This is a genomic window from Algiphilus aromaticivorans DG1253, assembly GCF_000733765.1.
In the GTDB taxonomy this organism is placed as follows: Bacteria; Pseudomonadota; Gammaproteobacteria; order Nevskiales; family Nevskiaceae; genus Algiphilus; species Algiphilus aromaticivorans.
This window is the reverse complement of the sequence record NZ_JPOG01000001.1, coordinates 3,098,780-3,117,357: the sequence shown is the minus strand read 5'-3', so window position 1 is coordinate 3,117,357 and position 18,578 is coordinate 3,098,780. Positions and strand designations below refer to the sequence as shown.

The window sequence follows — 18,578 nt, the reverse complement described above, 5'->3', positions numbered from 1 at the left end:
TCGATCAAGGAGGCAACGATGTACAACATCGCATCAGGAATCTGCACCTGAACCAACGCAGGCGGCGTCACAGCGCATCTGTGACCGGCAGGCCGCCGACTACGGCCTATTCAGCCCGAGCCTGATGCTCGGGAATTCAGCCGCCCCACTTTTGGGGGCGGCTCCCTAATTCATCAGTTTCTGTGGGGGGCAAGCAAGCGGTGCGGGCTGGGCGGTATGAAGGTGCTCAGGTGGTTTTGAGAATGCTGGATACCGAAGGGGCTCATTCCGCATTACGAGGTGCAAACATGAGCAACAAGAAGTTCATCCACATGGGCACGATCAACCTGGAATCCGGACGCATCGTGCTCTTCGATCCCGCCCGTCTCTCCGCGCTCTGCCCGGAGTGCGAGGGGGAACACGATGGCGTTTCTGTGTTCACCGGTGTGGTGCCCAGCGCCCATGCAATGCACACCTTCTCGGGCATCTACGGGCATCCGGCTGATGCCTTTGACCCTGCGATTGCCGTCGCGGAAAGTGCCTACTTTGAGTGCATTGTCGACATCGGGGCTCGCTACGATGGCGATGGTGCAGTCAAGGAGTTGCGCCTCCGCTTCCGCGAGCAGTAGGTGTTCACGGCCCTCTCTCCATGAGGGAGGGCCTCTTCTTCCTGTCGCTCCGCATCCGCCCCTATCTCGTTCTCGTTCTGCATCGAGCGGCCAAGGTGCCTTTTCCCCTGAATAAGGGTGTCAGCGCGCGAGGTGAACAGGGTGGATACCGAGGGGGCTCCAATGATGTGGAGAACCAACCAATGAGCTTTGAAAACGAAACAGTTGTCGCCTGTGTTGCCGACTTCCCCGAGCACAATCCCAACAATGACCATGTTGCTCGGGAAGATGAGTACGGCCAGCCAACTTACACACATACCTTGCCGGAACGGGTGTTCTATTGCACAGGGCATTGCTTAGGGGACGATGTTGAAGGCTACGTGCGTGCGCGAACGAGGGAAGAGGCTGCTCGGTTCATGATTCTCTATGCGGCACCCGGATATCGAGGCAAGAATCTCTACGTCAAAGGTGACGGTCACTGGCCGGACCAGCGCTACATGGATGGCGTCATGCGCGAGGACTTCGAGATCGAAGACGGGATCGGTCCCATCAGCGGCTACAGCTGGATCCGTGTGTTCAGCCCCCAGAGAGAATGATGGGTTGTCCTCGTCCAGGTCTCACTGTTCGAGGGAGCGGCAGCGAACCCGGAGCAAAAAGAGCGGCTGACCAGGCCGCTTGTTGATGACGCGACGCCCCTCCAATAGCGTCGAGTTCGCAAGGCGAGCTATCTACTCAGCGGCGTGCTGGTGCAACTCCAACGCGCGGTAGTACGTCTTGTCCGCAAGCGGCCCGCCCAGCTTGCGCTTCGCGTACTTGAAGTGCCTCGGCGCCGAGGCGAAGGCCTGCTGGCTCGCATTCGCCGTCGCACTCATGCGATCCGCGAAACGGACGGCGATGGCCTCGGGGCAGCTGGCGTGTGCGGCCTTGCCGTCCTGTGACAGCAGGTACAGCAGGAGTTCGGCAACGCTGCTGTCTTCATTCTCGCGCAGCCAGTGGAGGATAGGGCCGAGCAGAGCAATCGTCCTCGTCTCGTGGCCCGTCCCGTGGCAACAGTAGCCGCTCAGGACGTACTCGACCTTCCCGATATCGTGAAGCAGGGCCGCTGCAAGGGCGATGTCGCGCCCAATCGCATTGGTGAAGGATGAGCGAGGCATCCGAGCGACGATCAGCGCGACCTCCAAGCTGTGCAAGGCCAGCCCGCCGGGGAAGTCGTGATGTGCCATGGACGAAGCGGGGGCGGCGAAAAAGCCGGCGTAGAAGTCGCTGCGCGCGAGCTGGGCGTGCACGGCCTGCGCAACCACCGGGTTCGCAATCTCCTCGTCGATCAGCTGGAGGATCTGCCGTGCAGCGCATTCCCCCACTTCACAATTGACACCTTTCGGAATGGAGCCAATGCGGACCTGATGCCAGGGGGCGACATCGCGAATCTCGCCGAAGAAGTCAGCCAGAATGAACTCGTCGTCAAGCCGCCATCCGTTGACCAGCACGACATCCCCGCTCGCAATGCGAGCCGCCAGCTCATCGGGGATCTCGATCAATCCGTGAAAGTTTTCATCCAGCGTGCCGAGGTGTACCGAGTACGCCCGCATCGGTGCTGCCGGGTGTATCCGAGGAAGACTCATCACCCGCATGGGGTGCAGAACGAAGTTCTCGGATTCTTCTTCTGCGAACCGGGTGCTAGCGGTGTAACTGATGCTCATAGACAATCTCCTGTGTTGCGTAAAGCAGCGTAAAGATGCTGCAAGCATCATTCTGGCCCCGGTTCGTGGCAGGCGCAAGGGGGTGTGACTACACTCTTTCGATAGGCAACCGAGAGGACGCAGCAGTGATCCGAAGTCATCTTGCAGTTCGCATGGCTGAGCAGCGGAAGAAGATCATTGATGTAGCTCGCGACACCGGAATTGATCGAACGACGGTTGGCAAGCTCTACCACGACAAGCTGAAGAAGCTGGATCTGGTTGTCCTCGACCGTCTCTGCGTTTACTTCGGTTGCGAAGTCAGCGATCTGCTGGAGCGAGTGCCAGACGAGTAGCCGTGCCTCAGGTCGACTTGTTTCTGGATTTGCGTGAGCGAGCGCCCGGTCTCATCTCATGAGGCTCTGACGGCCCAAGCCTTCGGAGAACCGCGCTCGATTACAGGCGTCGTTGTGACTTGCAAGACATTGATGCTGATGCTCATCGCCACTGTCCCGTTGGCGGGACGCCAGTCCTTCGTCAACGCGGTTACCGATGACATGAAGCCTCTTCCTGAAGACCAGCATCGGCGTACGGACGACGGCCGTGATGTCTCACCGCCGCAATGGGATGACAAGATTATCCGTCCGCTGCCAAGAGCATTGACGACGTCCTCGGGAGATGCGGCAGCGTGGGATCGAAAGCAGTGCTTTGCGGCGGTCCGTCGCAAGTGTTCGGCCTTGTGCTTGTTCTCGAGGCGGAAGCGCTCGCCGCTGATCTGCACGATGTGATTGTGGTCCAGCACTCGGTCGAGCAGCCGCGCCGTTCGCTGACCCAGATACCCCACTAGCAACCGCCCCACCAGCACGTGTCTCCTTGGCTGGCCCCATGCTTTTTTACTCGACGTCCTGCAGGCACAGCCTTATCCAGGATGAGATCAGCGGGCAGCTGCTTGAGCTACCGGTGCTGCTATCGCTCAGATGGTCCGAGTCCACCGAACTTCTCGAGCCAGTTATAGAAAGTCGCCTCGGGAACACTGGCCTTGCGGTAGACCTCGCCCAGTGCCATGCCCAATTCCGCCTGCTCCGCGCATGGACAACCTGTTACTCGATACATCGCGACTCCTTCATATCGTCTCCCCATATCCCAACCGGGCCAGCACGGCTGATCGCGCCACTTCTGGCCGGACCAGTCTTTCGGGAGCCGGTCACGCGAATCTGTTACATAAACCTCTTCTAACAACATCGCCACAAGAGCGAAATTGCATCTTTTTTCAGTCGTTTAGAGTAACTCGCCGTCCGGCCAGCATCTGGGGATAACCGCACACTCGGCGCATTTTCTCCATACGTTACAAGATCTTACGTGAATTCAAGATGAGGGGGCTTGTAAGCGGGAAGATTCTGGTGAAAATAGTATTAGGCGCAAATCAAAGAGCAGCAGAGGTGATTTAGCGCACAACAAAGGTGGGCCTGAAAGGCTTCTTGTGGCTGAGCAAGCTAGGTCAAAAATTGTGACCTGTCTCATCGCCATGGCCTTTCGCCGGGGCCTTATTCACTTTTCATTATTTTAGGAGATATATATGTCGTATTTCGCAACCGAACTCAATGTCGCAACCAACTTCACAGGCCTTTCGGAGCGCCAGCTGCATCTTCTCATCGTCGGGATGAGTAATTTGGAGCTTCCGGATCCCACCGTCATGGCGGAGCTGCCTGGTTACCTGGCGAATTGTATGGCAGCCGAGATCGAGAGCGCTTTCGCCGATCACGAAGAATTCGGTTTCCATCTGGGCTTTCCTAAAGGAGATAACGCGGAGATTCCTTACGAGTTCCATGATCTCGCGGAGAAGCTTCAGGAGCTTAGCCACGATAAGGCAGTGTTCTTGATCGGTTTCCTCGAGGGCTTCATGGAAGCGCGCTGCGCGCGAGCGGAGTGCTAGCTCCTCGAAGCGTGTTTCGGATCATGAGCAATCAATTGAGCCTGCCCCCAACCGACGCAACTCGCAGTCGGCGAGGGGCAGCGGTCATTGTCCCGCCTACTGCTGTGGGAACACTGCTCTAAGTCGTTCCACCGTCGTCCGCCACTTGGGCGTACGTGGCTTGCAGACCGTGTTTTGGTTGCCGAACAGTCCGATCTCGTCGATGGCCTGGTCCAGCGGGACCGTTTGTAGCCATTTCACCGGCACGAAGTACTCGCAGTGGTCCGGATCATTGGCGTGCTCCCGGTGGTAGTGGGCATCGCTGAGCACTTCGATGGCTGGGCGGCCGTCGATCTGGAAATCGTTGATGGACTGGCGCGGGCTGGTGACTTCGCCGACGCCGACGAAGCCGTAGCCGGGCGCCTTCACCCAGACGCGGTCGCCGGTGCCCAGCAGGCTCAGTGTGTTGCTGTACCAGGTGCCACCACCGCCGCTGATGAAACCATGGCGCCGGGCTTCCTCCCAGTCGCGGCCCTGGCCGTGGCCGAAGCTGGCGTAGAACTCGCCGTTCCAGGGTTCCTTGTCGCCGCGTCCGGCGGCGGCGACGTTCACCTGCGTTTCGCCGGGGTCGATCATCCAGGTGCGGCAGAGCAGCTGCTCGCCAGCACCGTTGTCGAAGACCTGGAAGAAGAGCACGTTGATGGGGATGTCGCGCGCGTTGAGGTACTGCACGATGCGCTCGGTACTGCTGTCCAGCGAGGCCGCCACCACCACAATCTGGTGGCTGTCGTTGAGCGTGTCCTCGTCCAGCGGATAGCCGAAGCGGGCCTCGAAGTCATCGCTGAGGTTGCCACCGGGCCGGAATCGGGCATAGGCGGCGGCGATATCCTCGGCCTTCAGCGTCTCCACCCAGCAGGCGTAGTCCAGCGCCTGGGCAACGACCTCGCGCGGCGTGCGGGCGCGCTTGAGCTCGATCAGCACCAGCGTGCCGTCGGGCGCGATGGCGAGCAGGTCGATGATGCCACCGGTACCGGTCTGCTCCTGGCGGCCGATCAGCATCCACTCGTCCGACAGGATGCTGGGCGCCGCGACAATCATCTCCTCCAGCGTCCGCTCGCTGGGCAGCCGGCCTTCGGCGAGCGGCTGTGGTTCCTCGCCGACCTTCCAGATGGCATTGCGGACCGGCATCAGGCGGCCTCCAGTGCCTCTTCGGCCGGTGCCAGCGCTTCGGCGAGTAGCGAATCCAGCAGCCGGGCTCGTTTGTCGTCGGCTTGTTTGAGGCTGGCTTCCAGGTGGTCGCAGAGCGCCATGAGCTCTTGGAGTGTGGCGACGATACGCTGCTGTACGTCTATCGGGGGCGTGGGTATTAGGGTTTCTCGCATGTCTCTGACGTTGACGTGCTTAGCACCGATACCTTTGTGAAGCGAAAGAAGCCGGATTAGAGCCTGAGGGGAGGAAACTGCTAGCCGAAAATATTCAGGGATAACCTCAGGTCCGGGGCGGAAGAGCATCACCCTTTGACCAAGGCAGCAACGGAGATCATCGGGCACGACCACAGACTCGCCAACGCTTCCTTCGCGCGCGAAAACGACGTCGCCAGGCTGAGGCACAAGCCGTCGAATACGTTCTGCATATGTGGATTCGGACACGTAGCGCAGACGATGCGCGACCAGTTTTCCGTCCTTGAAGCTATTGGTGTCTAGGCAAAGGACGCCGGTTTGCTCGAACTTAGGTGTGCTGTGTGGGCAGTCAACAACATCCGTGCAGAGCCTACTGGCGGGCGCCCACTTCCAAGTCTCTGGCAAATGGTGCGGCTTGCCAATCGATTCGGGCTTAGCTTCGGGCGTCCGACCTTGTACTGTTGCTTCTTCACCAACTGACTTCGTTAGTTTCCCGCTAACCGCGAGATCAACCAGCGTTTGACGCAGGGCTTGGATCTGATCGGGGCGCGCGGTGAGAGCGGGGAGAGTGTCGAGTGCGAAGCGGGCGTGGTCGTGGAAGCTCTGCTCGTTGGTGTCGGCTGCGGTCAGGCGGGAGAGGGTGGCGGTGGTCAGCCGGTCGCGCGTGGCTTCGCGGGTGCCGTGCTGTTCCTCCAGCCGGTCGCAGAGGGCCATCAGCTCGTCGACCTTGGCGACGATGCTGTGTTGCTCCCCTGTGGGGGGAACTGGCAATAACAGCTCGTAAGCATCGGCACGGGATAGCCCAGGTTTCACGCCCTTCCCTAGGCCATCCAAGCCGAGCGTAGAAAGCGCAACGTAGAGGAAGCGCAACACATAGAACTCAGGTGCCTCTACGTAGTAAGCGACGTCCGTGGTCCATGAAGGACCATCACAGACGTTCAGGGCGCCCGCAGAGCCTTTTCGGCCAACGATTATTGAAGGCGCTGAGGTAAGAGGTGTATCGGTGTATCCGACAATTCCGTTAGACCCGAATACTGGGACAGGGCCGGAGTCCAGGCGCTCGCTCTTCTTCAGTCCCTTTCCGTATTGGAATTCGAGTAGCTGCCCAATCTTTGCTTGCTCCCACCCTGTTGGAAGGTGAGGCGAGGGATGCGGTTTCACCTTGGCTGGTAGCCGCTCAGCCGCCGACTGTTCGTCCGGATTCTGCTCCACCAGCTTCCCCCGCACGGCCAGATCCAGCACGAATCGCCGCAATCTACTGACGGCATCCGGCGCCTCGCTGATGCGGTCGTAGAGTTCCAGCAGCCGCTCGGCCTTCATCGCGTCAGCGCCTCGCCCAGGATGGCCTTGAGCTGGTCGCGGATGGCGTGGATCTCGGCCTCGGCGTTGTTGAGATCTTCGAGCAGCTCTTCCGGGTCGCCGTGGTCTTCGGCGACGGTGTGGGGGTTCTTGATGTCGAGGTTGTAGTTGCGGGCCCTGATCTCCTCGGCGCTGACCTTCCAGGCGCGCGGGCCTTCCTCGCGGCCTTCGCGCTTGGGGCCGCCCCACCACTTTACGCAGTCGTCCAGATGCTCCAGTCGGATGGGCTTGGTCATGGAGTAGGCCTTCTGGCCTTCGGGCACCTGGTGCTCCCAGTACCAGGTCTCAGTGGTGGGCGCGCCCTTCTCGAAGAAGAGCAGGTTGGTGCCGATGCTGGCGTAGGGGCGGAAGACGGAGTTGGGCAGGCGCACGATGGTGTGCAGGTTGCACTCTTCCATCAGGTGCTCCTTCAGCCGCGTCTTGACGCCTTCGCCGAAGAGCGAGCCGTCCGGCAGCACTACGGCGGCGCGGCCGCCGGGCTTGAGCAGGCGGATGATCAGGGCTAGGAAGAGGTCGGCGGTTTCCCGCGTTCGATAGTGCTGCGGGAAGTTCGCCTCGATGCCGTCTTCCTCGCGCCCGCCGAAGGGCGGGTTGGTGAGCACGACATCAACGCGTTCGGACTGGCTCCAGGAGATGTAGGGCCGCGCCAGGGTGTTGTCGTGGCGCACGAAGCTGGGGTCCTCGACGCCCTGCAGCAGCATGTTGGTGACGCAGAGCATGTGCGGCAGCGGTTTCTTCTCCACTGCGCGCAGCGCGTTCTGCATGGTGGCCTCGTCCTCGGGCCGCTTCACGTAGTTGCTGCGCATGTGACGGATGGCGCAGGAGAGGAAGCCGCCGGTACCGCAGGCCGGGTCGAACAGCGTTTCGCCCGGACGCGGGTCGATCTGTTGCGTCATGAAGGCGGTGACCGCGCGCGGGGTGTAGTACTCGCCGGCGTTGCCGGCGGACTGCAGATCGTTGAGGATCTGCTCGTAGATGTCGCCGAAGTGCTGGCGCTCGCTCAGGTTGTTGAAGTCGATGCCGTTGATCTTGTTGATCACCTGCCGCATCAGGTGGCCGGACTTCATGTAGTTGTAGCCGTCCTCGAAGACGTCGCGCACGACGCGGCGGCGGTCTCCCGGCTTGCCGGTGGGCGTCAGCTCCTTGAACACCGGAAACAGCGTGCCGTTGGTGAAGCTCAGCAACTCGTCGCCGGTCATGCCCTCGGGGTCTGCCGCCCAGTTGCGCCACTGCAGCTGCTCGGGGATGGGCGAGCGATAGTCGTCGCGCAGCATCTCCAGCTCCTGATCCTGGTCGTCGATGATCTTGAGGAAGAACATCCAGCAGAGCTGGCTGATGCGCTGGGCGTCGCCGTCCACGCCGGCGTCCTGACGCATGATGTCCTGTATGGTTTTGACGAGATTGCGAACACTCATCAGCGGCGCTGCGCCCCCGCGCTGCCATGGGCGCTTTTGCCGCTCGAACTAGCCTGATTGTTGTTCGTCCACGGCGTAATGGCGGCCAGTGCCTCGCTCATGTCGCGTTGCGCGACTTCCGTGTCGTGCGCGGCCTGTGCGCGCAGCCAGTAGCCATCCGACAGGCCGAAAAAGCGGCACAGGCGGAGGTCGGTGTCCGCCGTGATGGCGCGGCGGCCGTGGATGATCTCGCCGATGCGCTGGGCGGGGACGCCGATTTCCTTGGCCAGCCGGTACTGGCTGATGCCCATGGGTTTCAGGAACTCCTCCAGCAGGAGCTCGCCGGGCGTTACGGGTGGGAGGTCAGTCATGACGCACCTCGTTTCAGTGGTAGTCGACAATCTCGACGTTTTCGGCGGCGCCCTTGCTCCAGCGGAAGCAAAGACGCCATTGATCGTTGATTCGGATGCTGTGCTGACCCGAGCGGTCGCCCTTGAGCGCTTCCAGCCGGTTTCCCGGCGGCACCCGGAGATCCTCCAGCTGCCCGGCGATTTCCAGCTGCCGCAGCTTGCGACGCGCCACTGCTTCGATGGCAGTGAAGCGTCGGCTGCGCTTGCCGTGAGCGAGCGCTTCGGTTTCCCGGCACTTGAAAGACCGAATCATGAGGGATAGTAACGCGTCGCGTGATTATACGAAAGCCCGGTAATTAGGCTCAGGCCGCCTGCTCGTAGAGCGCGTCCTGCAGCTCGTGGACGGCCTTCTCGAAGCCGGGCCTGCCGCCGAAGGCCTTGACCAGCTGCATGGGCGTGCCGAGGTGGTTGATGGGTGGGATGCTGAGCACGCGCGGGTCGTCGAGGTTGAGCACGCCTTCGTCAGCGTACTTGGCGAGCAGGGCTTCCAGTACCTTGCGGGCGGTGTCGCCGTGGCGGCTGAAGATGTCGCGTTTCTTGACCTGCTCGGCGCGTTCCTTACGGGTGAGCGGCCTGGCGTCGAAGGCGATGTGGCAGATGAGGTCGAAGGGGTCCAGCTCGCTGCCCAGCTCCTGGAGGATGGGGTCCAGCGGCAGGCCTTCGGCGGCCAGCTCGTCGAGCACGGCCTGCTTGCGCTCGGCAGCGCTCCAGCGGCGCAGGAAATCGTCCAGGCTGGTGAAGCGCTTGCGCAGCGAGCGCTTGGTGAAGTCGCGCAGCGATTCGGTGACGAGCTTGCCCTGCTCGTCGAGATACTCGACGCGCTCGGCGATGATGCTGGCGCCGACGCCGTCGATGTAGATCTTGCGGCGCTTCTCGGGCTTCTGGCCGCCCTCGCTGCCGCCCGAAACGACGGTTTCCCCTTCGCCCGCGTCGTAGTCTCCGGCGTCGTCGCGGAACTCATTTTTGGGGGGCTCGTCCGGCGGTGCGACGGGGTCGCCGGCGCCGGGGGCGTAGATCTGTACCGGATCGCCGTCGAAATCCGGGTCGGCGAAGTGGGCCGTGGCACCCCGGAAATCGAGCAGGGTGAAGTAGTACTTCTCGGTGTCCGCGTGGACGCGGGTGCCGCGCCCGACGATCTGCTTGAACTCGGTCATGGAGCCGACTTCGCGGTCCAGCGCGATGAGGCGGCAGGTTTGCGCGTCGACGCCGGTGGAGAGCAGCCGCGAGGTGGTGACGATGACCGGGTACGTGGATTCCGGGTCAATGAAGTTGTCGAGCTGCGCCTTGCCTTCGGCGTCGCCGCCGGTGATGCGCATGATATAGCGAGAATTCTGGGCGACCAGGTCCTCGTTCTCGTTGATCAGCGCCTGGCGCATGCGCGCGGCGTGCTCCTGGTCGACGCAGAAGACGATCGCCTTCTGGTAGGGGTCGCGGCTTTCGCGCAGGAAGGCGGTGACCTTCTGTGCCACCAGGCTGGTGCGGTCATCGATGACCAGCTCGCGGTCGAAGTCCTTGCGGTTGTATAGGCGGTCCTCGATTTCTTGGCCTTCCCGGTCGAGCTGACCCCTCTGCGGCCGGTAGCCCTCGACATCGTGGTCGATGTGCACCTTGACCACCTTGTAGGGAGCCAGAAACCCGTCGCTGATGCCCTGCTTGAGGGAATAGGTGTAGATCGGGTCGCCGAAGTAGGCGGTGTTGGAGACGTACTTGGTCTCCTTCGGTGTCGCGGTCATGCCGATCTGCGTGGCGCCCGAGAAGTATTCGAGGATCTCGCGCCAGGCGGAGTCCTCGGCGGCGCTACCGCGATGGCATTCGTCGATGACGATGAGATCGAAGAAGTCGGGCGAGAACTCCCGGAAGATCTTGTCCTGCTCATTGGGGCCGGTGATGGCCTGATAGAGGCCGAGATAGACCTCATAGGCGCTATCGATTCGGCGCTTCTTGTCGAACGCCAGTGTGAGATCTTCCTTGCTGCCGTCGTCGCGCTCGATGGTCTTGGCGTTGGTGGAGAGTTTGGCCATGGCGCCACCGAAGGGCCGGAAGTCGTTGACCATGGTTTGATCCACGAGCACATTGCGATCGGCGAGGAAGAGCACGCGCTTGGCCCGGCCGGCCTTCCAGAGTCGCCATATAATCTGGAAGGCGGTGTAGGTCTTGCCGGTTCCAGTGGCCATCACCAGCAGGATGCGGTCGCGCCCCTGTGCGATGGCCTCTATTGCCTTGTTGACGGCGTTGATTTGGTAATAGCGCGGCGCCTTGCCGCTGCCGTCGTCGTGGAAGTCCTGCAGGACCGTGGATTCCGCCTCTCGGCTGAAGCCCTTCCAGGTGCGATAGCGCGCCCATAGTTCTTCCGGTGACGGGAACTCGTCGAGGCTCAGCGTGGTTTCGCGTTGCGGGCTGGTGCCGGTGCGGTCGTGGAAGACGAAGCCATCGCCATTCGAGGTGAAGACGAAGGGCACATCCAGCGTCTCGGCGTAGTTCAGCGCCTGCTGCATGCCGTCGCCGAGGCTGTGCTTGTTGTCCTTGGCCTCGATGACGGCGATGGGGATGTTCTTCTTGTACTGCAGGATGTAGTCGGCGCGCTTGGCCTTGCCGCGCGACACCATCTTGCCGCGCACGATGATGCGGCCCTGGGTGAAGGAATGCTCTTCGAGCATCTGCAGCATGCGGTCCCATCCCGCGCGCTCAAGCGCGGGCGTGATGTACTTGGTGCAGATGTCGCGTTCACTTAGCTCGCGCTTGTCCATGCATAGCCCGCTACCGAGGTAGGGGCGTCCCTCCCGCGTTGTACGCTGGAGCGACGATAACGCAGCCGGGAAAGCACTGGGGCCCGGAGGCCCTAGCCAGTCGCGCCGTCGCTAGCGGTACTTTCGTGTTGCTTCTGCGCTTGGGGCTCACGAATCGACTAGCTGGCCAAGGGGAGCTGCTCGACGTTTGTGGTGTAGGCCGGCGTCACGTTTCCGCGACGCATTTGCCATGGCTGTTCGATGCCGGCTCCCGCGAGGGAGACGGCACCCCGCCCGAATCGTCGGTTTACCTCATCCAGTGCGACGTTCAAGTTGGTACGCCGGTCGATGGCCGAAACGTCGTCGAACAGTCCGGCTTGGCGCTGGGCGCGCGGGCGCAAATTCATGAGCATGACGCCGGCCTTCTGGAAGGCAAAGCCAGGCCGGTAAAGCCGCTCCAACCCCAGTGCCACGAAGCGCCCAAGCGTGAGCGTGTCATCCGTAGCGAACGGCAGCCGGATGGTGGTGCTGTTGGCGTACTGCACGCTTTCCTTGAAGGGGTTCGTGCGGATAAAGACCTGAATAGCATCGGTCAGGCTGCCCTGTGCACGAAGCTTCTCGGCTGCGCGGGTGACATAGGTAAGTAGTGCTTCACGCAACTCCCGCTTCACGGTTACGGCCCGACTGAAGCTCCTGCTGGCCATGATCTGCTGCTTGGCATGTGCCACTTCCTCCAGCGCCAGACATGAGACGCCGCGCAGCTCCTTCACGATGCGCTCGACCACAACATTGAAGCGCTGGCGGATATGTGTCGGATCGGCGTCCCGCAGTGCTCTAGCGGTGGGGATGCCCATGGTCTCCAGATACCCGGTCATCCGGCCACCGATGCCCCAGACTTCCGACACGGGAATTGCATCGAGCCACGCCGCTTGTTCTGCCGCATCGAGGGCTTCCAGATCGAACACCCCACCATGCTCGGGATTCTTCTTCGCAATGTGATTAGCGAGCTTGGCACGCGTCTTCGTGCTGCCGATACCTACGCACACCGGTAGCCCCGTCCACTGACCAATGCGCTGCCGCATCGCTCGACCGTGTTCGGCGGGATGCCCGATGCCTGTGAGGTCGCAGAAGCACTCGTCGATGCTGTACACCTCCTGCGCTGGGCACATGTCACCCAAGATGGCCATCACCCGCTGCGACATGTCCGCGTAGAGCGTGTAGTTGGACGAGAAGGCCTTGATGCCGTGCTCGCGCGTCTCCCGCTTGAGCTGGTGCCAGGGATGACCCATGCGGATGCCCAGCGCCTTCACCTCCGGTGAGCGCGCCACCACGCAGCCGTCGTTGTTCGACAGCACCACCACCGGCGTTCCCACAAGCTTCGGTTGGAAAAGCTGCTCGCAGCTCACATAGAAGTTGTTGACGTCGACCAGCGCGAAGCGCTGCTCAGAACTGGCGGAGCGCACCGGTCACCACACCCCAGATGGTCGAGTCCTGCACCCGGTCGAGCCGGATGTCGGGATACTGCTCCGCGTCCTGGGCATTCTCCGAGGCAAGTGCCATGACACCGCTGGCCAGCTTCGCAAGGCGCTTCACGTAGAAATCGCCGTCCACCACCGCGACCACGATGCGGCCCGGCGCCGGATCGATGGAGCGATCCACTACCAGGATGTCCTGGTCGTGGATGCCGGCATCTTTCATGGACTCACCACGCACACGGACATAGAAGGTCGCCGGCGGATTGCGCACCATCAGCGTGTGCAGATCCAGCGTGTCCTCGACGTAGTCGGCCGCCGGACTCGGAAAGCCCGCCTGCGGTGCCGGGGAATGCACGTAGGGCAGCCGCTGGCGCCGGCTTTCGGCGGTTGGCCGGTAGAAGGCGGCGATGTTCGGCAGACCGCGTCGCGGAGACGGAATCGCGGTCCAGGGGTGGCCACGACCGCGTGGCAGTGGCGAAGGCAGGCGGATGTCGGGCAAGGAGGTGCTCAGCGTCGGAGGGCGCTGCTATGCTGGGGCTGTTCATTTATAAGGGGTATCCACTTAGCTCCACCTACGCTTGAGCTGTTTTCGACTGAGTCGAAACGACGCTTTCATAGGTCAATGGAGCGGTTTCCAGCGCTTGCTGCATCAAGCGATAGAAGAGCATTCCTCGTGAACCTGACTTTCGGCGATTGAACCGAAAGGCGAATTCGTCGAGGTAGGCGTCAAGGTGGCGAGGTTGCACAGCGCCATGATGAGTTCCCATCAACCAGCGCTGGAGCAGTGCCGCCACGCGGTGAACGCCGGCGAGCGAGACGTGCGCTGGCACATCAGCGCCGAGCATCACAGACCGACGATGGTCATAACCAAGACTGGCAAGTGACCGGTAGGCGGCAGACCCGTCGGTCTTGACGATCGAGCCAGGCGCTACGGCGCCTTTGATGAACGGCTCAACGTGCTCGGCAGAGTCTCTCTCCAGCCTTTGTAGCCGAATGCGACCAAAGCCTTTCGGCTCGATGATCTCCACCGCTACGGCAACGAATGCATGGCCGGTCCGGCTCTTTTTGCCTTTAATTGAACGACCTACCGTTCGGTCCGTGATTGCCACGTAGGTCTCATCGACCTCGACCGTTCCCTGAAGCTTGTCACGGCCACTACGCACCATGGCGCGTCGGAATCGATGCAGCATCGTCCATGCGGTCTGATAACTGCCTAGACCCAGCACGCGCTGCAGCCCCAAGGCGCTGACGCCTTGCTTCTGATTCGTGATGTACCACGCAGCTGCCAACCAGACCTGTAGTGGCGTGCGCGTTTTCTCGAAGATCGTGCCGGCCGTGACGGTGCATTGATAGCGGCAAGCCCTGCACACGAGCCGAGACCGGCTGACGCGATAGGGCTCGGCATGCTCCTGACAGCTCGGGCAGACGAAGCCCTCTGGCCAGCGGACCTTCTCCAGGTACTCGATACAGGCCTGCTCTGTCGCGAACCACGCATGGAATTCGCGCCAGTTGCCGGGATAGTCCTTGCTTGCTTCGGGCATTTGTGTACAGTACCACTACTGGGGTTATGTACAGTGCTCGAAATTGTGGAGCTAAGCGGATACCCCATTCATTTATACAGTCAATGCCGTCGAGGCCATCTTCGGCTGACTCCCCATCGCCAGCAGCAGGTCGTATCGTCAGAACATGTGCGGACGTTTCGTATCCCCTGAGGAAGCCGCCATCGAGCGGGCGGTCGAGGTCGGCCGCAAGCGCGGCCTGCTCTGGAAGCCGAGCTTCAATACCGCCCCGACTATGGCGGTGCCCGTGCTGCTTGGCGACAGCGAACCCGGCTACACGCTGGACACCGCCCGCTGGGGCTTCATCCCGCACTGGTGGAAGAAGGACGAAGAGCCGCGCAGTACCATCAACGCGCGCGTCGAATCTGCCGCCGACAAGCCGATGTGGCGCGATGCCTTCGCAAAGCGCCGCTGCCTGATACCGGCCCTGGGCTGGTACGAGTGGGCGCAGCGCGAGCACATCGATACAGAGACCGGCGAAGTCCAGACCATCAAGCAGCCGCATTTCCTGCATGCGCCGGACAAGGGGTTGTTGCTCTTCGCCGGCCTGTATTCCGAGTGCGCCGATGCGCGTACCGGCGCGTCCCTGACCGTGGCCATCATCACCGGAGCGGCGAAAGGTCCTGCCGCAGAGGTCCACGACCGCATGCCCGTGATCCTGAAAGGCGATGCCGCAATCCGTTGGGCCGACCCCGAGCAGCATGACAAGGCGGCGCTCAGCAAACTACTGGAGAGAAATCGGCTCGACGCCATCGCCGCCCATCCGGTCTCCCGCCGGGTGAACAGCCCGAGCAATGACGATACGGGCCTGGTTGAAGCGTTCGGCGCCAATTCCCCGTGACCAGGCGCTCGCTACTGGAAGAGGGCTTCTGGGATCAGAAGCTGACCGCGCCGTGGACCGACGTGCCACTGGAGCGCGACCAGCACGGCATCGAGTGGGAGAAGGGTGCGAGGCGCCGCAATCCCGACCGCGTCCGGGCTCGCCTGGAGAAGGCCGTGGACCACTGGATCGAGCAGGCGCGAGCGATATCCGGCTTCGATGAGCTTGCGCCGCCCATTCCGAGGCCGAGAACCGTATTCGACTTGCGCGGCGCGACCGCCGGGATGGCGGTGACGGAGCGCAGCCTCCTGGGTGAAGCCGAGCAATGGATCCGTGTCCATCCGCAGCTCCTCGTGCGATACCCGGTGCGCATGATCCAGCAGACCATTCCGCACGAGGTGGCGCATCTCGTGGTCGACTGGTATCTGCCGAAGGCCACCGAGCCACACGGCCCGGAGTGGATGGCTGTGATGGTCTTCTTCGGACGGCCGCCATTGCCTTTCCACGACATGGAAGGCCTGCGCCACGCGCGACGGAGATAGGCCGTGGCTGATGACGGAAATACCCCCGATGGCGCCCACCAGGCACTGACCCGCGTCCACTGGCAGCGCCTCCGTCGCATGTACCGCTCGGCCGGATGGCCCTATCTCGACCCTGTCGAATTAGATCTGCTCGCCGCCGGCTTGCTTCAGCGGAGTGAGGGTGCCGACACAGTGCATCTCACCGAGGCAGGAATCGAGGCACTGGCCCAACAGCGCAAGTCCAACCAGAACGCCTTCGGTGGACACGCTGCGCTGATCGAACGCATGGGCCAGCAATTGATGGTCGGAGGACGCCTCTGCTTTAGCGAGCTGTCCTTGCGAGCGCGCCTCGAGTCCGGGTGGAACCGGGTACGCCCGGACCTGTTCTCGATTCGCCGCACCAGCCGGGAAGATCGTCTCGCCCCGGAAGTTCATGAAATCAAGGTGCGGCGGTCCGATCTGCTGAGCGAGCTGCGCGCAACGGAGAAACGAGCCGCCTACGAAGCGCTGAGTGCCCGCTGCTACTTCGTCCTCGCTGCGGGGGTGGGGGAGGCGAACGAAGTTCCTGAGCCATGGGGCGTCTGGATCGAGAAGGAGGGTGCTTTATGCCTTGCGCGGGAAGCCGCTCAGCGGAACACGGGACTCGACTTCAGCACATGGATGGGGCTGGCGCGAGCCACGCCGTTCAAAGGCGACGACGAGGGCGAGCAACAGAGTTTTTGACGAGCGGTTCAGGTTGCTGCAAGTTGACCGGTATCAGCCCATAGCGGAAGTCTTCGGAATGAGAGGCGCTCGCCCATTGAGCATCTCGCACGTGCAGACATATAGGCGAGTCCGCGGAATTGATTTATTGGCGGCGGCCTAAAAGGCAAAGTGGGGGTAAATCTCGGTGCTGGTGCGCCTAACTGCTATTCCGCCACCCGTGGAGTAGAGAAGAAGTATTTAATTGTGCAATATAAGTTCGCCATCACTTCTTGGAATTAATCAGACCATTTTTTAGGGGCGGGATGAAAATTACAAAGATAAGAATTAAGAAGTTTCGGTCTGTAGAAGGCGCAACTATTCGCGCTTCAGAAGTTTCTGCGATTGTTGGAGAGAACAACTCCGGAAAGTCTGCGGTGCTGCGAGCGCTAAATAGCTTTTTCCATTTTCACGAAGAAGAGGATGCTTTTCGATTAGGCCAGCATCAATATGCGCCGCGCACCCATGCACGCATCGAGATCGAGTTTTCTGGCGTTGAAGGCCTCGCCGATCTGGACGATTATTCTGACGGTGATTATTTAACCATACGACTGACGTATAATCATTCATCTAATACTCGCTCTTTGCACGCACTGCAAGAGGGCCGATACAACCCATGCGACTTGAGCGTTCTGGATGTCATTAAATGTCATCTAGACTTTGTCCTGATACCGTCCGTCAGAGATGCCGAAAAGCTCCGGTGGCAGGAAGCCGCTGTTCTAAAAGCGGTGGTTGTTGCCTACCTTGAGCGTCATTTCAAAAGCAGAGATTCAGTTACCCCTCGATTCAAGGAGGCTACAGCCTCTATTGAACGAAACGCTCTAGCGAAAGTCGCGAAAGAACTAAGGGGGCTGGTAGGAATAAGCGCCGGGCTGGGCTTCGAAATTGGGTTTTCGGATGGCCTGACCTACAAGGACTTCCTTGATGGCATTAGGTTTAACGTGGTTGAGGGGGCTGCCAAGTTCGATGTTTCTGATTGTGGAACGGGCGTTCAGAGCTTGGTGATTATCGCCCTCTACCGACTTCTTGCGTCGTTGCGAGATTGTTCTTTGATGGTAGGTGTTGAAGAGCCGGAAATTAATCTTCACCCACAGGCTCAGCGCCAACTTTTCTCTGCCTTGAAAAGGGCTACCGGAACAAAAATGCAGCTTCTTTTCACCACCCACTCGCCTGTGCTAGTAGATCAGGTGTCGCACGAAGATCTCATTCTCGTCCGTAAAGTTGAAGAAGCAAAGCGCGGGTTTAAAACAGTTGTTAATCAGATATCAGATAGCTTCTTCGAGGATCACGGTCTTCAAGAAGAGAGATACTACAACTTTCATTCCCAGCGCAATAGTGATTTTCTATTTAGCCGGTTCGTGGTTATGTGCGAAGGTAGCATCGATGCAGCAATTGTTAGACAGCTCCTAGAGCAGAATTCTGTCGACCTTGAATTGCAAGGTGTGACTGTCCTCAATATGAACAGCGTCGACAATCTTAGGTATCCGCTTCATCTTCTGGACAGTCTTGCTATCCCTCGCCTCTTAATCGTAGATAAAGATTGTTTTGTGCCGTACCGAAAGGATTCGCTCGACGCTAGCAGATCCGCACGAGGGTTCCCTTATTATGGGTTCGATTATAAGGATCATCGGCTTGTTCAAGACCTTGTTCCTCGAAGTCAAGATAGAGATCGATTGCTCGGCCTCCTACGGACTAATCATAGCAGAGCGATGGATCTTCTTGAACCGTACAAGATCATATGTATGCGTTATAGTCTTGAGATGGATCTTATCGAGTCGGATACGGCCCGTAGAATGCTGTTTGAGAGATTCGGCGTTCCAGAGGCCAAGAGGGTGCCAGAAGAACTTCTGGTTAAAAGGAAGAAGCAGATCAAAAAACTTGAGAACATTTCATATGTGGTTAGGGCCCTCCCACACAAAAATCTTCCAAATTCCTATAAGCGGGTTAAGCGGGTTATAGGAAGAATGGTTAATGAATATTGCAGGTAGAAAGCAATAG

Annotated in this window: 18 protein-coding genes; 8 read left to right on the top strand and 10 right to left on the bottom strand. The window is 60.5% G+C overall.

Annotation, left to right across the window (positions count from 1 at the left end; all coding sequences use genetic code 11):
* The first annotated feature begins 287 nt into the window (after positions 1–287).
* On the top strand, positions 288–608 hold the full coding sequence (locus tag U743_RS14475) for a hypothetical protein (protein WP_043769208.1): 321 nt from the start codon (positions 288–290) through the stop codon (positions 606–608).
* 182 nt (positions 609–790) lie between these two features.
* Positions 791–1,183: a hypothetical protein gene (locus U743_RS19160; protein WP_156966461.1), complete on the top strand. Its 393-nt coding sequence runs from the start codon at positions 791–793 to the stop codon at positions 1,181–1,183.
* Positions 1,184–1,315: 132 nt separating this feature from the next.
* Here the strand turns inward: U743_RS19160 and U743_RS14465 are convergent, their stop codons facing one another.
* On the bottom strand, positions 1,316–2,287 hold the full coding sequence (locus tag U743_RS14465; protein ID WP_043769205.1) for an HD domain-containing protein: 972 nt from the start codon (positions 2,285–2,287) through the stop codon (positions 1,316–1,318).
* 125 nt (positions 2,288–2,412) lie between these two features.
* Between U743_RS14465 and U743_RS14460 the strand changes: the two genes are divergently transcribed.
* Both U743_RS14460 and U743_RS14450 read left to right on the top strand, forming a co-directional pair.
* Complete coding sequence (locus tag U743_RS14460; RefSeq protein WP_043769203.1) at positions 2,413–2,619, top strand: helix-turn-helix domain-containing protein; 207 nt, start codon at positions 2,413–2,415, stop codon at positions 2,617–2,619.
* A 1,220-nt stretch (positions 2,620–3,839) separates the two neighbouring features.
* The gene (locus U743_RS14450; protein ID WP_043769201.1) at positions 3,840–4,196 is read left to right on the top strand and encodes a hypothetical protein; all 357 of its coding nucleotides are present in this window, start codon (positions 3,840–3,842) and stop codon (positions 4,194–4,196) included.
* Between the two features lie 96 nt (positions 4,197–4,292).
* Here the strand turns inward: U743_RS14450 and U743_RS14445 are convergent, their stop codons facing one another.
* From U743_RS14445 to U743_RS14405, 9 genes are all read right to left on the bottom strand, one after another.
* On the bottom strand, positions 4,293–5,363 hold the full coding sequence (locus tag U743_RS14445) for an endonuclease NucS domain-containing protein (protein ID WP_043769199.1): 1,071 nt from the start codon (positions 5,361–5,363) through the stop codon (positions 4,293–4,295).
* On the bottom strand, positions 5,363–6,895 hold the full coding sequence (locus tag U743_RS18310; protein ID WP_052368228.1) for a restriction endonuclease subunit S: 1,533 nt from the start codon (positions 6,893–6,895) through the stop codon (positions 5,363–5,365). The genes U743_RS14445 and U743_RS18310 overlap by 1 nt, the downstream gene beginning before the upstream one ends.
* Positions 6,892–8,349 carry a type I restriction-modification system subunit M gene (locus U743_RS14435; RefSeq protein WP_043769198.1) on the bottom strand — a complete coding sequence of 486 codons (1,458 nt, stop codon included), beginning with the start codon at positions 8,347–8,349 and terminating at the stop codon, positions 6,892–6,894. The genes U743_RS18310 and U743_RS14435 overlap by 4 nt, the downstream gene beginning before the upstream one ends.
* Positions 8,349–8,699 (bottom strand): HigA family addiction module antitoxin, encoded by a 351-nt coding sequence (locus U743_RS14430; RefSeq protein ID WP_052368227.1) that lies wholly within the window; start codon positions 8,697–8,699, stop codon positions 8,349–8,351. Before U743_RS14430 ends, U743_RS14435 begins: the two co-directional genes overlap by 1 nt.
* Before the next feature lie 13 nt (positions 8,700–8,712).
* The gene (locus U743_RS14425; RefSeq protein WP_043769196.1) at positions 8,713–8,991 is read right to left on the bottom strand and encodes a type II toxin-antitoxin system RelE/ParE family toxin; all 279 of its coding nucleotides are present in this window, start codon (positions 8,989–8,991) and stop codon (positions 8,713–8,715) included.
* A gap of 49 nt (positions 8,992–9,040) precedes the next feature.
* On the bottom strand, positions 9,041–11,485 hold the full coding sequence (hsdR, locus tag U743_RS14420; RefSeq protein WP_043769194.1) for an EcoAI/FtnUII family type I restriction enzme subunit R: 2,445 nt from the start codon (positions 11,483–11,485) through the stop codon (positions 9,041–9,043).
* Between the two features lie 158 nt (positions 11,486–11,643).
* Positions 11,644–12,927: a Y-family DNA polymerase gene (locus U743_RS14415; RefSeq protein WP_043769193.1), complete on the bottom strand. Its 1,284-nt coding sequence runs from the start codon at positions 12,925–12,927 to the stop codon at positions 11,644–11,646.
* Positions 12,908–13,438 carry a LexA family protein gene (locus U743_RS14410; RefSeq protein WP_198022062.1) on the bottom strand — a complete coding sequence of 177 codons (531 nt, stop codon included), beginning with the start codon at positions 13,436–13,438 and terminating at the stop codon, positions 12,908–12,910. Before U743_RS14410 ends, U743_RS14415 begins: the two co-directional genes overlap by 20 nt.
* 73 nt (positions 13,439–13,511) lie before the next feature.
* Positions 13,512–14,480, bottom strand: a complete 969-nt coding sequence (locus tag U743_RS14405) for an IS1595 family transposase (RefSeq protein WP_043765129.1) — start codon at positions 14,478–14,480, stop codon at positions 13,512–13,514.
* Between the two features lie 145 nt (positions 14,481–14,625).
* Here U743_RS14405 and U743_RS14400 point away from each other — a divergent pair, with 145 nt between their 5' ends.
* From U743_RS14400 to U743_RS18870, 4 genes are all read left to right on the top strand, one after another.
* Positions 14,626–15,339 carry an SOS response-associated peptidase gene (locus tag U743_RS14400; protein ID WP_052368226.1) on the top strand — a complete coding sequence of 238 codons (714 nt, stop codon included), beginning with the start codon at positions 14,626–14,628 and terminating at the stop codon, positions 15,337–15,339.
* Positions 15,336–15,860, top strand: a complete 525-nt coding sequence (locus U743_RS18305; protein ID WP_052368225.1) for a SprT family zinc-dependent metalloprotease — start codon at positions 15,336–15,338, stop codon at positions 15,858–15,860. The genes U743_RS14400 and U743_RS18305 overlap by 4 nt, the downstream gene beginning before the upstream one ends.
* A 3-nt stretch (positions 15,861–15,863) precedes the next feature.
* The gene (locus tag U743_RS14390) at positions 15,864–16,562 is read left to right on the top strand and encodes a hypothetical protein (RefSeq protein ID WP_052368224.1); all 699 of its coding nucleotides are present in this window, start codon (positions 15,864–15,866) and stop codon (positions 16,560–16,562) included.
* 284 nt (positions 16,563–16,846) lie between these two features.
* A complete protein-coding gene (locus tag U743_RS18870) occupies positions 16,847–18,568 on the top strand; it encodes an ATP-dependent nuclease (RefSeq protein ID WP_084191576.1) in 1,722 nt (573 codons plus the stop codon).
* Positions 18,569–18,578: the final 10 nt, after the last annotated feature.

Coding starts and splice junctions, on each gene's coding strand:
- U743_RS14475 (WP_043769208.1), top strand. CDS start 288: ATGAGCAACAAGAAGTTCATCCACATGGGCACGATCAACCTGGAATCC.
- U743_RS19160 (WP_156966461.1), top strand. CDS start 791: ATGAGCTTTGAAAACGAAACAGTTGTCGCCTGTGTTGCCGACTTCCCC.
- U743_RS14465 (WP_043769205.1), bottom strand. CDS start 2,287: ATGAGCATCAGTTACACCGCTAGCACCCGGTTCGCAGAAGAAGAATCC.
- U743_RS14450 (WP_043769201.1), top strand. CDS start 3,840: ATGTCGTATTTCGCAACCGAACTCAATGTCGCAACCAACTTCACAGGC.
- U743_RS14445 (WP_043769199.1), bottom strand. CDS start 5,363: ATGCCGGTCCGCAATGCCATCTGGAAGGTCGGCGAGGAACCACAGCCG.
- U743_RS18310 (WP_052368228.1), bottom strand. CDS start 6,895: ATGAAGGCCGAGCGGCTGCTGGAACTCTACGACCGCATCAGCGAGGCG.
- U743_RS14435 (WP_043769198.1), bottom strand. CDS start 8,349: ATGAGTGTTCGCAATCTCGTCAAAACCATACAGGACATCATGCGTCAG.
- U743_RS14430 (WP_052368227.1), bottom strand. CDS start 8,699: ATGACTGACCTCCCACCCGTAACGCCCGGCGAGCTCCTGCTGGAGGAG.
- U743_RS14425 (WP_043769196.1), bottom strand. CDS start 8,991: ATGATTCGGTCTTTCAAGTGCCGGGAAACCGAAGCGCTCGCTCACGGC.
- hsdR (WP_043769194.1), bottom strand. CDS start 11,485: ATGGACAAGCGCGAGCTAAGTGAACGCGACATCTGCACCAAGTACATC.
- U743_RS14405 (WP_043765129.1), bottom strand. CDS start 14,480: ATGCCCGAAGCAAGCAAGGACTATCCCGGCAACTGGCGCGAATTCCAT.
- U743_RS14400 (WP_052368226.1), top strand. CDS start 14,626: ATGTGCGGACGTTTCGTATCCCCTGAGGAAGCCGCCATCGAGCGGGCG.
- U743_RS18870 (WP_084191576.1), top strand. CDS start 16,847: ATGAAAATTACAAAGATAAGAATTAAGAAGTTTCGGTCTGTAGAAGGC.